This window comes from Paenibacillus sp. JJ-100, assembly GCF_948329825.1.
Lineage (GTDB): Bacteria > Bacillota > Bacilli > Paenibacillales > Paenibacillaceae > Paenibacillus.
Genome location: NZ_CAOJCM010000001.1, coordinates 735,818 through 748,512, shown reverse-complemented (window position 1 = coordinate 748,512; position 12,695 = coordinate 735,818). Strand labels below are relative to the sequence as shown.

The 12,695-nt window shown below is 45.5% G+C and carries 12 protein-coding genes; all 12 read right to left on the bottom strand.

Features of this window, described 5'->3' with window-relative positions:
- Positions 1-378: 378 nt before the first annotated feature.
- The 12 genes from PQG66_RS03695 to PQG66_RS03640 all read right to left on the bottom strand — a co-directional run bounded on the left by PQG66_RS03695 (position 379) and on the right by PQG66_RS03640 (position 12,544).
- Complete coding sequence (locus PQG66_RS03695; protein ID WP_272035255.1) at positions 379-1,833, bottom strand: nicotinate phosphoribosyltransferase; 1,455 nt, start codon at positions 1,831-1,833, stop codon at positions 379-381.
- A 93-nt stretch (positions 1,834-1,926) separates the two neighbouring features.
- Positions 1,927-2,484, bottom strand: a complete 558-nt coding sequence (locus PQG66_RS03690; RefSeq protein WP_272035253.1) for a cysteine hydrolase family protein — start codon at positions 2,482-2,484, stop codon at positions 1,927-1,929.
- A 124-nt stretch (positions 2,485-2,608) separates the two neighbouring features.
- Positions 2,609-3,418, bottom strand: coding sequence for an NUDIX domain-containing protein (locus tag PQG66_RS03685; RefSeq protein WP_272035251.1), 810 nt, complete (start codon positions 3,416-3,418; stop codon positions 2,609-2,611).
- Positions 3,419-3,493: 75 nt separating this feature from the next.
- Positions 3,494-3,907, bottom strand: a complete 414-nt coding sequence (locus tag PQG66_RS03680; protein WP_272035249.1) for a PaaI family thioesterase — start codon at positions 3,905-3,907, stop codon at positions 3,494-3,496.
- A gap of 264 nt (positions 3,908-4,171) precedes the next feature.
- Complete coding sequence (locus PQG66_RS03675; protein WP_442955032.1) at positions 4,172-4,585, bottom strand: RicAFT regulatory complex protein RicA family protein; 414 nt, start codon at positions 4,583-4,585, stop codon at positions 4,172-4,174.
- A 325-nt stretch (positions 4,586-4,910) separates the two neighbouring features.
- Positions 4,911-6,467, bottom strand: a complete 1,557-nt coding sequence (gene miaB / locus PQG66_RS03670; RefSeq protein WP_272035245.1) for a tRNA (N6-isopentenyl adenosine(37)-C2)-methylthiotransferase MiaB — start codon at positions 6,465-6,467, stop codon at positions 4,911-4,913.
- 310 nt (positions 6,468-6,777) lie between these two features.
- The gene (gene pduL / locus PQG66_RS03665) at positions 6,778-7,350 is read right to left on the bottom strand and encodes a phosphate propanoyltransferase (RefSeq protein ID WP_111268734.1); all 573 of its coding nucleotides are present in this window, start codon (positions 7,348-7,350) and stop codon (positions 6,778-6,780) included.
- A gap of 213 nt (positions 7,351-7,563) precedes the next feature.
- Complete coding sequence (locus PQG66_RS03660; protein ID WP_272035241.1) at positions 7,564-8,550, bottom strand: dipeptidase; 987 nt, start codon at positions 8,548-8,550, stop codon at positions 7,564-7,566.
- Between the two features lie 119 nt (positions 8,551-8,669).
- Positions 8,670-8,930 carry a stage V sporulation protein S gene (locus PQG66_RS03655; RefSeq protein WP_007430104.1) on the bottom strand — a complete coding sequence of 87 codons (261 nt, stop codon included), beginning with the start codon at positions 8,928-8,930 and terminating at the stop codon, positions 8,670-8,672.
- A 117-nt stretch (positions 8,931-9,047) separates the two neighbouring features.
- Entirely contained in the window at positions 9,048-9,842 is a 795-nt protein-coding gene (locus tag PQG66_RS03650; RefSeq protein WP_272035216.1) for a TIGR00282 family metallophosphoesterase, read from the bottom strand.
- Between the two features lie 83 nt (positions 9,843-9,925).
- The gene (gene rny / locus PQG66_RS03645; RefSeq protein WP_272035214.1) at positions 9,926-11,467 is read right to left on the bottom strand and encodes a ribonuclease Y; all 1,542 of its coding nucleotides are present in this window, start codon (positions 11,465-11,467) and stop codon (positions 9,926-9,928) included.
- A 309-nt stretch (positions 11,468-11,776) separates the two neighbouring features.
- The gene (locus PQG66_RS03640) at positions 11,777-12,544 is read right to left on the bottom strand and encodes a regulatory protein RecX (RefSeq protein WP_272035212.1); all 768 of its coding nucleotides are present in this window, start codon (positions 12,542-12,544) and stop codon (positions 11,777-11,779) included.
- Positions 12,545-12,695: the final 151 nt, after the last annotated feature.

The window sequence follows — 12,695 nt, the reverse complement described above, 5'->3', positions numbered from 1 at the left end:
AGCTCTGGTAGGAGATCACTTGTGTCGAAGCCGCTCTAGAACATGGCGGGATTTGGCGTTTCCTGCGCTTTCCCGAGAAATAATTATTCGATGCCCATCTTGTGACTAACCACCTTGTCATGAAAGAGGGCTTCTTACGCTGGGAGCTGAACGCAGTCACGTGTGGAGAATGACCCGGAATGCAATGGAAGTCTTGCTTACGAACTGAGCATACACCTCGCCTTGGTAAGCTTCTATGAAGCAGAGCACACATTCACCTCTCATTCATCTGTCTTCCCATTGTTTCGCAACAAAAACAGAACAAAGAGGCATAGAACCAGTATTGTACTGGTCACGCCTCCTTAATGGTGTTCATACTTCATTCTACAGATTATAATTTTACTCTTCCGTTGATTTTACATGCTCTGCAATTAGTTTCTGCTTCATATTCCATGCTGCAGGACTGATGTTCACGCGGTAAATCTCTGGATTCAGCTTCCGCTGGTATTCCGGCCAAAACAGGTTTAATTGCTCCTTATGATATGCACGTATTTCATCCAGTGTAGGCAGATCATATACTTTGCGCCCATTGACGAAAATCGGCTCCAGCATATTAACTGCTTCATAACGGGTAACCGTCTTTTTCAGATAAGGATGGAGTGGATTGAACAGCTTGAGTGGACCACCCTGGAGCGGCTGCTCCTCTTCCGGGTAACAGATATAATCCGCAATCGCCTTACCATGCTTCGGATCAATGATCCGGTAGACTTCTTTTTTGCCTGGTGTGGACACTTTTTCCGGATTAGCAGAGATCTTGAGCGTTGGCAGCATTTCCCCGTTCACTTCACGCTCGACCAGTTTGTATACGCCACCCAGTGAAGGTTGATCCGACGCCGTAATGAGCTGTGTCCCAACTCCCCATGTGTCAATTCGCGCTCCCTGCGCTTTCAGGTTAAAGATGGTGTTTTCATCGAGATCATTCGACGCTACAATCTTCACATAGTGTAGACCAGCATCATCCAACATCTGACGGGCCTGAATGGATAGATAAGCAAGGTCGCCGCTATCTAGACGAATTGCATTCATTCTTTTGCCCTGACTCTCCAGCCATTTAGCTGTTTTAATGGCATGAGGAACGCCGCTATTCAGGGTATCGAATGTATCCACAAGCAATGTAACTTGATCCGGCAATACTTTTGCGTAGACATCGAATGCCTCTTGTTCGCTCATAAAGCTCTGCACCCAAGAGTGGGCATGTGTACCCGCTGTAGGAATGCCGAACTGTTCACCAGCCAGCATATTTGATGTCGCATGGAAGCCTGCAACATAAGAGGCCCTAGCCCCCCATATCGCGGCATCTGCCTCTTGTGCACGGCGTGTGCCGAACTCAAGCAATGTATCTTGCTGCGCCACTTGCTTAATGCGTGAAGCCTTTGTTGCAATTAGTGTTTGATAATTCATAAAATTAAGGATCGCCGTCTCGACCAGCTGTGTTTCCATAATGGTGCCCTCGACCCGAATGAGTGGTTCGTCAGGAAAAACAATTGCACCTTCTTTCATGGAATGAATTGTCCCCTCAAAAGAGAACTGAAGCAATTCCTCCAAAAAGACCGGATCATAGTTCTCTGGTTGTTTGGATAAAAATTCGATGTCTTCCATTGTGAAGCGAAGCTGGCTAATATAATTCACAATGCGCTCCAACCCGGCAAAGACAGCATAGCCATTGCCAAAAGGAAGCTTGCGGAAGTAGGCCTCAAACACGGCCTTCCGTTTATGTGTACCATTCACCCAGTGCGCATACATCATGTTGATCTGATATTTATCCGTATGTAAAGCCAGGCTTGTTGTTTGCATTTGTCTCATCCTCTCTGACTTCCACTCGATTCCCAAATCCATGCCTGAGAATACGGGCTTAAAGCTGATTACATCACATCGCCAGCTGGCGAATCAGGCCAAAATTGTTTCACTTGCTTTAACCACCTGAGCACCCAAACTGGACCGAAAATGTCCTAATGCCCAATCGTGTCCAGCCGAGTTAAAGCTTGCTACGGCATCCTCATAGATTGTAATATGGAATCCTTTGTTATAGGCCTCCACTGCCGTATGCAACACACATATATCAGTACATACCCCGATCAGTGCGATATCGGTTATACCTCGTGCACGAAGTTTCAGTTCCAGATCTGTTCCGCAGAATGCACTGTATCTCGTTTTATCCATCCATTGAATCTCACTTTTGCGCTTCTCCATCACTTCGGCCAATCGACCGTACAGTTGTCTTCCTTCCGTGCCACGAATGTTATGTGGTGGAAAAAGAGCGGTTTCGGGATGGTAAGGATCATTCTCCTCATGGAGGTCAACAGCCATTATGACTTCATCATTGTTATTGCAATATGCTTCTGTAATTGCAGCTATCGTCTCTTCAATCTCCACAGCCGGCTGTCCAACAGGCAGAGCACCCGTAACAAAATCCTGGGTATAATCAATAACAACTAGCGCTTTCATCGTCCACACTCCTCTATTTTGGATATGGTTGATAGGCAACTCTTAAAATTCATTAGACGAAGCTGACCAAAGGAGTTACGCATAAACCGCCCTCACATGGGTCAGGATCAAGTAATGGTAGCCATTAGGTATAGATGGATAGCCGCGGTACAAGCTCAGTAAACCGATACAGCTGCGCGGGACGTTGGGAGTATTGATTGGAGCTGACTAAGTTTCCCTCATCATCACGCACTTCTTCCACGATCCCTTTACGGCTGCGAGTAGATGTTATTTTCCGGATAAAATTAGGTTCTTCAAAATCCGGTACAACACTCTGGATAACCTGGTATAATTCACTTAACGTGAAATCAAGGGGTAGAAATTGTCTGGCAATCGTAGTCTCTAACATCTGCTGTTGAATTCGTCTGTACGCATCTTCAATGATCGTTCTGTGATCAAAGGCCAGTTCTAACTCTTCCAGTGCTTCCTGAATGGTAAACAGTCCCACTTCCTCTGCATCATCAGCTGCCTGCCGATGTTCCAGCATCCATTCCTCTACGAGCGCGAAGAATGCATGAGAAATGATCCATCCCCTCGGGTCACGTCCTGGCTGACTATATACGTTCAGATATTCCAGATGTCCGCCGTCTACACCTGTCTCCTCCATCAGTTCACGCTTAGCTGCATCATATATGGATTCATTCTCTTGGCAAAAACCGCCAGGTAATGCCCATCTTCCTGCAAATGGCCAACCCTTGCGTTTAATTAGCATGACCTTCAACTCCCGTATGGGGAGGGTCTTTGTTACTGTCTTACGTTCCCGCTTCGTCAAGGTGAACATAACGATATCCGCAGGAACTCCGTCTGGGGTACGATAATTCTTGGAGCTATAATTACGTGCTTCCAGCTCTTCGTTCACTGGTTCAGTGTTAACGTGTTTATTATTTTCGCTCATGGGCACCACCGACTAATTTCATTTTGATAATTTCATTATGACATAATAAAAAATTTTGTCAACCTTCGATTCGGTCTACCTTCCTGAGGCTCTCGCTTTTGCCACGCGAAATGTAGCTGTAGCCATGCATCCCAGTGTTCCTGATGCATCACGCACCTCGGATTGAGTGGTAATACTTCGTCCTGCTTGATGAAGCACAGTCGACGTAACGATTAATTCACCCTGTCGCATCGGCGCTAGGAAATGCACATTCAAATTGGTTGTAACACAACTATCAACCTCCATCGCGGCTGTCGCAACCATACCCATCGCCTGATCCATCAGTGAGGTTAGCACACCGCCATGAATGATCCCCATGGAATTAGTATGATGTTCTCCAGCTGTCAGTGCAATCTGGACCTCTTGTTTGCTTCCTTTAATATAACGGCATCCGAGAAATCCCCAGAACCGGCCATCTCCGTCTTCCACCATTTTGTCCAAAATACTCATGTTTCATTTCTCCTTCTATTCCACATGTTGTCTAACTCATTCTAAGCTGTCATTATCGTTTATTAAAAATAGTATCGTTTCCACTTATTATTGTATACCCACGTGTCTAACAAACGTCCCCAAGCCAAATAACCCCACATGGTGGAGCATGGCGATGAACTAAGGTTTCCATGTATACTGGCGATCACCGTGCTCCGCTCGTATTTCGTGTGTCTTTCATCAAGTCAAAAAAGGCGCGGACTACGTCCACACCCTTCCGTTGATTTAGCCGCAGCTGCTCGGAGGTGAATCCGTTCCAGCCTCGACATTGACTTTTTCAGATACCGTATCTCGAATGACCGAGATAACCAGTTGAAGCAGATAATTAATGTCACTCTGACTCTGTTGGAACTCCGTCACCAGCGGAATGCTGTCCAGTTCATTTTGCAAATCATCAATTTCCTGTTCGATTTTGCTGACCATTGCGCTGTTGTTAAAGCTTTCGAAAGCAACAATCTCCTTCTGTTTCTTCTTGATCGTTGCAATCAATTGCTGAATGCGCTCATGATCTCGAATTTTAGCTTCTGCTTGTTGAAATTGTTTCACTTCTTCGCTCGTTCCGAGCATATCCGCCAGTTCTTTGGCCTTTCCCATAATGTCGTCGCGTATGATCAGATTGCGCGTATCGTAGGTTGGCATTCCATAATGGTTGTACTGCACTTCTTCCTGCGCCACTGTGATCGCTCCATTCGTATGAGATGATATAAGATGAATATTGGGATTGCACTAAGGTCAAAGGGTAGTGCTTAGATGGACGCTTCGGGTACGGATCGTTCTTTCGATCGCTGTTATCTCCAGATTTTTTTGAGCCTTTTCTAAAAGGGAAAATCCGGCGATAAAGGCGAGCACTTCGTTTCTACAGAATCGATTCCGTCCCCTCCGCTACGTATTATCGCACCCCTGACCTAAGTACAAAAAAATATTCATTTTAATTAAGAGATGTTGGTATTCAAACCGTGAAATTTTACTGATTCGCAGCTACAGGCTCCGAGAGCAAGTTCCCACGAATATAAAACGTCATCGGATCTGTAATTTCCACCTGCACAAACGTACCGATCAGTTCCTTAGACCCTTCGAAATGCACCAGCTTGTTGCTGCGTGTACGTCCAGCCAGAACGTTGGAATTCCGTTTGCTCTCGCCTTCAACAAGCACTTCAACAATTTTGCCGCGCTGCTTCTCGTTACTGCGGTGACTGTACTCGTTGATCGTTTCATTCAGACGTTTCAAGCGTTCCTTTTTCACTTCCATCGGCACGTTATCTTCCATCACCGCTGCTGGCGTACCTTCACGCGGAGAATAGATATACGTATAAGCAAAATCATAACCGACTTCGCGAACCAGCGAAAGTGTATCCTCAAACTGCTCGTCCGTTTCACCAGGGAATCCCACAATGAAATCTGTTGTCAGAACAACGTCCGGTATAGCAGCTTTGATCTTGGCCGCCAGATTCAAATAATGTTCCCGCGTATACTTGCGGCTCATCCGTTTGAGCACTTCCGTGCTGCCCGATTGCACTGGCAAGTGAATGTGTTCGACGAGATTTCCGCCTTTTGCAAGCACTTCGATCAGATGATCATCGAAGTCGCGCGGATGACTTGTTGTGAAGCGTACGCGCGGTATATCGATCTTGCGAATGTCATCCATCAAATCACCAAAGCTATACTTCAAATCGGTGAAGTCCTTGCCGTACGCATTCACATTTTGACCCAGCAGTGTAATTTCTTTGAATCCTTGCCGAGCCAGTTCCCTTACTTCTGCAATAACATCTTCTGGACGGCGACTGCGCTCCTTGCCTCGGGTAAACGGTACAATGCAGTATGTACAGAATTTGTCACAGCCGTACATAATGTTCACCCAACCACGCATGCCTTCACGTTTCTTCGGCAGGTTCTCAATGATATCGCCTTCCTTGGACCATACCTCAACAACCATCTCTTTGCTGAAGAGTGCTTCCTGAATCAGGTGTGGCAGACGGTGTATATTGTGGGTACCAAAGATCATGTCAACAAAACCATGCTTCTGCATGATCCGGTTAACAACCACCTCTTCTTGAGACATACAACCACATACGCCAAGCAATAATCCCGGATTTTCCAGCTTTAACGCTTTTAGATGACCTAACTCACCAAACACTTTATCTTCCGCATTTTCACGAATCGCACAAGTATTGAGCAAGATGATATCCGCAGCTTTGCGATCTTCAGTAGCCTCATACCCCATCGTCTCCAGCAGACCTTTAATCGTTTCGGTATCATGCTCATTCATCTGACATCCATACGTATATACGATATAACGTTTGCCTTTCCCGATCGTTTTCAGTTCCTCGGGAACAGCAGTATCATATAGAACTTGAATATCTTCCTTGCCCCGTTGTTTCTCCTGGCGTTGGTTCGGTTCCGCTTTAATATTAATTTCACGTCCACGAATTCTTATTTTCTTGCTGAATTCATCTTGTGAAATTATTTTAGCATCGGAGAAATCAAAATATTGGGAGTAATCCTTTTTTAAATCTTTAACCATTTTCTTCGGTCACTCCTTACAGCCTCTATTCATAAAAAACATCTGTTTCATGCCTAAATGTGTTCATTTCGTTCCTCATGTTTCAAAAGAGCATTACATCAAATTATAACATGTATTGGGCTGTAGTTCCACAAGCAAACGATGCCACTTTCGAGTGACTCCGATCGCATCTTCAACCCTAAATAAAAAAACCTGAGCACGCTGATGCACAGTTCGAAAGAACTTCCGCCGTCAGTTTACTCAGGTGTTTACCAATTCAAATACGTTCTTCGTACAGCAACCGCTGTAGCCAAAGATCGCTTAGAACTTTTTAGTCGATGATTTCAGCTGTGTCGCCATTACGAGCGCCTGCAGCATTCGCTTCATCTGTATCAATATGCATATCCAGTGCGAAGGAATCCGATACACGTGCCAGTACATTTTCCAAAACTAGACCACGCTCTCCGCCCAAACGTACTTTCAACATTTGTTTGTCTTCAATGCCCCATTTTGCTGCATCGGATGTGTGAAAATGAATATGACGTGCTGCAACAATGACACCTTTGTCGATTGTCACTTCACCAGCTGGGCCTTTAATAGTAATCCCTGGGGTTCCTTCGATACTACCGGACTCACGTACAGGTGCTTTTACACCGATAGCAAAAGAATCCGTCATGGAGATTTCCAGTTGTGTTTCCGGACGAACAGGCCCGAGGATACGTACTTTATCGAACTGTCCTTTGGAACCGATCACTGCTACAGTCTCGTTCGCAGCATATTGTCCCGGCTGGGACAGTGGTTTAAATTCAGTTAATTCGTAACCTTTACCGAACAAAATATCAACGTGCTCTTGGGATACATGAATGTGACGGGCGGACACGCCCACAGGTACTGTTTTACTCATCGTAAATTCACTCCTTGTTTATCTACGGCCTGTAGACAGGCTCTTAACAATCCAAGTGGTATTATACTCCTTTTCTTTGCAAAATGAAAACGAACCATTGAAAATTCATGAAATTCACTTATTTTAACAATTTTATTTCCATTTCAAGGAACACTTCTTGCAAAAAGTGAGATATATTCCATTATCCACGCCATCCTCATGGATTGAATGGATTCAAATTATCACCTGTTTTCCTTCTGGTAAGTGTTCCCCCAGATAACGCATTGCATTCCCCCACAGCCAGCCATATACCAGCGATTCATCATAGTATTTTAACAAAATCTCGGTCAGCTTGGGATAACATCCCGTATGTTCCAACCCTTTAATTTTTGTAGAAATGCCGTCAAAATCGGACCCCATCATCAGATGATGCGCACCGCCAAGCGAACAAATCTGCTCAATATGAGGCAACAAATCCTCTATCTGTACTTCACCCTCACCCTTCACAAACCAAGGTACGAATGTCAAACCAATACGTCCTTCTCTGGCCACAATAGCCTGAATCTGATCATCCTTCAAATTACGTACATGTGGACATACACTGTAACTGTTTGAATGAGAAGCTATGAAAGGACGCTCGCTGAGATCGGCCAGTTCCCAAAAACCTTTTTCTGATAAATGGGATACATCTAACAGCATTCCGATGCGATTGCAGAGATGTACCAGTTCCTTGCCTTTTTCCGTTAATCCAGCTCCGCGTTTTTCCATAATCCCATCAGCGGCCCAGTTCGCATGATTCCACGTTAAACCCACGATGCGTACTCCCATCTGAAAACATAATTCCAGATAAAAAAGGTTTCCTTCCAGTCCATCGACGCCCTCGAGCGTAATTAGCCCCCACGGAGAGCTCTTCGGCCCGGTCTGCATCTGAACTGCCTGTTCACGCCATAGTAGCGTCTTAACCCCATTGGGGCGCTCTGAGCTGCACTCTACGTTTTTACGATACAGTTCCAGTTGCCCCATGACGTGTTCAAACTTGCCTCGACCCAGCACTTCCGGCAGATAAATCGCAAACGCTTGTAAATCTACACCGCCTTCTCTCATGCGTCGCAAATTCACATCCAGCTCGGAAGCCTCCTCAAATAGCAGCTCAGGTTTCATTAACATTTTACTTAATGCATCACAATGAAAATCAGCAATCGGCCACTCTGTTCTCGACATCTCTCTTCCTCCTACTATCTATTTATTACCCAATCCTCTTGTGGAATTTCTAAAAATAACGCAAAAAAACCTGTCTACTCCAATCGTAAACAGGCTCATGCATACGCTCAATTCATGTATTATCTGGGCTCCACAATCAGCTTGATGGCCGTTCGGTCCTCACCGTCAATCACAATGTCTGTAAAAGCTGGAATACAAATCAGGTCAACTCCACTTGGTGCTACAAATCCCCGGGCAATCGCTACCGCTTTAATGGCTTGGTTCAGTGCTCCCGCTCCAATTGCCTGCAGTTCAGCATTTCCACGTTCACGAAGAACTCCTGCAAGAGCGCCGGCTACAGAGTTAGGGTTGGACTTTGCTGAAACTTTTAATACATCCATGGTAAGTACCTCCCTGGGAATGTTGAAAGTTTGTTTCCACTTACTAGATGTTATTCGCGGGAGGCGAAAAAATTCCTTCTTTTTAGTAGCGTTTCAGCGAAAAAGGGACAATGCCCTTTATTCCATACGCCACTCGTCTTCCATCAAACGAATCTTTTCAATTCGCGTTGCCGCTCCGGTTGATTCGTCAATGTCCACGATTGCGCCATGAAAATGCCATTTGCCGTCGTCTACGACAAAGCGTACGGGAAGCTGGGTATAAAATTTACGCAGTACCGCTTCACGCTCCATGCCAAGAATGCCGTCACGCGGACCAACCATGCCTGCATCGGTCAAATACGCCGTACCTCCAGGCAAAATGCGTTCGTCATTGCTCTGCACATGGGTATGTGTACCTACTACAAAGGATGCGCGCCCATCCAGATGCCAGCCCATAGCAATCTTCTCGGATGTTGCTTCTGCATGCATATCGACCAAAATGCATTTATGATCTCTACGCAGCTCGTCCACAATCTCATCCGCAACACGAAAAGGACAATCAATAGCAGGTAAGAACGTTCTCCCCTGCAGATTGACGATAGCGAGCTCCTTGCCTTCTCCCTTAACGACCGTATATCCGCGCCCAGGCGTACCTGGGGGAAAGTTAGCAGGTCTGATCATGCGTGGTTCATCATCTATAAAGTCAAAAATATCCTTATTGTCCCAAGTATGGTTGCCCAGTGTAATACCATGGACACCCCAGTTAAAAAATTCATTAGCAATAGCTCCTGTAATGCCGCGTCCTGCTGCTGCATTCTCACCATTTACGATAATGACATGTGGTTTATACTTCGATTTCAGGTAGGGTAAATTTTCTTTTAGCGCTTTACGCCCTACATTGCCAACGATATCCCCAATAAATAAAACTTTCATGATTTGTTGCCTCCTCAATTGCTGCTGCATGGCTCATCAACAGGAAAAGTGGCCCACTGAAGCGGCCACTTTTCCTTAATTCTCTATTTTGCGTATTCAACTGCACGGGTTTCCCGGATCACGGTGACTTTGATATGACCTGGATAATCAAGTTCATTCTCGATCATCTTCGTGATGTCACGTGCGAGACGGAAGGCTTCAGCATCATCGATCTTCTCAGGCTGTACCATGACACGTACCTCACGTCCAGCTTGAATGGCATACGATTTCTCGACACCTTCGAAAGATTCTGAAATTTCTTCCAGTTTCTCCAGTCGTTTGATATACGTTTCCAGCGTTTCACGGCGTGCACCTGGACGTGCTGCGGACAGCGCATCTGCTGCACCAACCAGCATCGCAATAACTGATGTTGCTTCACAGTCTCCGTGATGAGAAGCGATACTGTTGATAACTACTGGGTGTTCTTTGTATTTCTTCGCTAGCTCCACGCCAATTTCGACGTGTGATCCTTCCACTTCGTGATCCAGCGCTTTACCAATGTCATGCAATAGACCTGCACGTCTTGCTAAAGTTACGTCTTCCCCAAGTTCTCCAGCCATTAGTCCTGCCAAATATGCAACTTCCATCGAATGCTTCAAGACGTTCTGACCATAACTTGTACGGAACTTCAGGCGGCCCAGAATTTTAATGAGATCTGGGTGCAGACCATGTACGCCCACTTCAAAGGTAGCTTGCTCACCGTACTCACGGATACGCTCGTCCACTTCTTTACGGGATTTCTCAACCATTTCTTCAATACGTGCTGGGTGAATACGACCGTCTGCCACCAGTTTCTCCAGTGCAGTGCGAGCAATTTCACGACGAATCGGGTCAAAGCCCGACAGGATAACAGCTTCTGGCGTATCATCGATAATGAGATCAATCCCTGTAAGGGTTTCAAGTGCACGAATGTTACGTCCTTCTCGACCGATAATCCGGCCCTTCATCTCTTCGTTTGGTAACGTTACAACGGATACGGTTGTCTCCGCTACATGATCAGCTGCACAGCGCTGGATAGCGAGTGTGATAATCTCACGGGACTTCTTGTCCGCCTCTTCCTTCGCTTGCTGTTCAATGTCCTTGATCATCTGAGCCGTTTCATGACGGACTTCCTGTTCTACGTTGGACAGTATGATACTGCGAGCGTCCTCCATGGTGAGATTGGAGATTCTTTCAAGCTCCGTCACCTGGTTTTTGTAGATCATTTCAATCTGCTGCTGTGTTTCATCAATACGTTTCTCTTTGTTCGCCACTTGCTCTTCTTTACGTTCGAGTGATTCCAATTTTTTATCCAGCGACTCTTCTTTCTGCAACAATCGTCTCTCTTGTCGTTGAATTTCGTTCCGACGTTCACGAGTGTCTTTTTCAGCTTCGGCGCGAATGCGATGAATTTCATCCTTTGCTTCCAGCACCGTTTCTTTCTTGAGTGCCTCTGCCTCTTTCTTCGCGTTCTCCACGATTTGTACGGCAGCTTGTTCCGCACTTGAGATTTTAGCCTCTGCAAGAGATTTGCGAATAAAATATCCGACTCCGAACCCAATAACGAGCGCGGCCACAACGAGAATGATCGTAATAAAGATGTCCATACTGTTCACCTCCTCGTTGGTTCCTCCAAGGCACTCCTTGGGTCAATTTGCTGTTTTCAAGCCTTACATATGTTTGGGAATAACGAATACTCACGGCGATCCCCCGCCGATGTTCATTTCACATGTACATGACTACATGTACTATTCACTGTTACCAGTGAACCCATAATTAGGAATGGTATAAATCCGCAGAAACCCTTACCGCTTTTTTGGAAGGAAAAAGGGTTGCGATTTCTTACAGACTCATGTCCATTTTAGTATTTGACGAAAGAAATTGTCAAGAGAATGCCGTATTGTTAGTCCTAGCGTTTAGTCCCATAACAAAGCCTCATCATCTTCGGCATCTTCCGCTCCATCTTCTTCAATTAAACGATTCACAACACGACGTACCATATCCATGCTAAAACCACGCCGCATCAGGTAAGGGAACGTTTTACGTTTCTTCTCCTGTACATCTCCACGAACCTGTTTCCACTTTTTACGGCCAGCTACCATTGCCGTTTCCAATTCTGCGTCGGGACTTACCTCGTCTAATACTTCTGCAATAAGTTCATTGGCAATGCCTTTTTGACGCAATTCTTGCTTTATCCACAGTTTTCCCTTCCGCTGTCCCTCCATACGCTGTCTTGTCCATTCCTTAGCAAACAGGTCATCATCGACGAGCTTTTCTTGTTCTAATCGATCCAATACTTCCTCAATGATCGGTGGCGCAAACTCTTTTTGCTTCAACTTTTGGCCTAATTCATGACGCGTTCGTTGCTTAAACTCCAAAAAGCGCAAAGACTGAACATACGTACGTTGACGTTCATCGGCTACGACAATTTCCTCCAGATCTTTCTTCATGAAGATATTGCCACGTGTCATTCTGTATTTGATCATCACATCTTCAAGGACGGTGATGGAATATATGCCGAATGAAATCCGATAACGTGCTTCCCTGCTTTTGGTACGCTCTACACGGGTAATCATAAGCTCTTCATCTTCTGGAAGATGAGAAATGCCGTCCAACTGTGTTTGTTCATGCAGATCTTCTTCAAGTTTTTCATCATCTCCATACTCGTTATGTGGATGTTTCACGATGATCTTCACGCTCCTATTGGCAATCTCGGGGTAAGAAAACCGATTCCCCTCTATTGTATCCTGTACTTCAGGTCACCTATGGCATAGATGCTAACAGCCTCTGTCCGAAATGGACAGAGGCTGTTAGCATCGCAAGAAACTATTCCTA